This is a genomic window from Arthrobacter sp. TB 26 (assembly GCF_000427315.1).
Classification (GTDB): domain Bacteria; phylum Actinomycetota; class Actinomycetes; order Actinomycetales; family Micrococcaceae; genus Arthrobacter.
Genome location: NZ_AUPJ01000480.1, coordinates 1 through 767, shown reverse-complemented (window position 1 = coordinate 767; position 767 = coordinate 1). Strand labels below are relative to the sequence as shown.

The 767-nt window shown below is 69.8% G+C and carries 1 protein-coding gene; it reads right to left on the bottom strand.

Going from position 1 to position 767, the window contains the following annotated elements:
- A partial coding sequence (locus tag K789_RS0118580) for a coproporphyrinogen-III oxidase family protein (protein ID WP_024368068.1) occupies nt 1-767 on the bottom strand: 767 nt, incomplete at both ends.

Below are 767 nucleotides of genomic sequence, written 5' to 3'. Positions count from 1 at the left end.
GTGGCGGCAGGCCTGCTCCGGGGTGCGGGACCAGTTGCTGACCTCGTACCAGGACAGCCCGGCGGCTGAGATGAGTTCGTCGGCGAGTTCATATTTGGCCGCGTGGTCGTCGTCGTCGATTCCCGGCACCTCGCCGCGGCGGATCTGCGCGGCCAGCTTGGTGCCCTCCTCAACGATCAGCGCGTAGGCGCTGATGTGGTCCGGCCGGTAGGACAGGGCGGTCTCCAGCGAGTAGCGCCAGTCGGCCAGCGACTCCCCCGGCGTCCCATAGATCAGGTCGAGGCTGACGTCGAGGCCGGCCTCCCGGGCCCACTGGACGGCCTGGGGAACGCGGCTGGGGGTGTGGGTGCGGTCCAGCACCTTGAGGACATGCGGCACCGCCGACTGCATGCCGAAGGACACCCTGGTGAAACCGGCGTCGGCCAGCAGCTGCAGGGAACCAGGCGTGACCGAGTCCGGGTTTGCCTCCGTGGTGACCTCGGCGCCGGGCTCGAGGCCCCATGCCCCGATGGCGGTGGTGAGAATGCGGGCCAGGTCCCCAGCCGGGAGCAGAGTGGGTGTTCCGCCACCGAAGAAGACCGTGCTGAGCGGTCGTGCCGGCAGGCCGCTGTCCGTCAGGACCGCCGCTGCGAAGCCGACTTCCGCGATGGCGGTGCCGGCGTAGGCGTCCTGCGAGGCGCCGCCGCCCAGTTCCGTGGCGGTGTAGGTGTTGAAATCGCAGTATCCGCAGCGCACGGCACAGAACGGGATGTGCACGTACAGCCCGA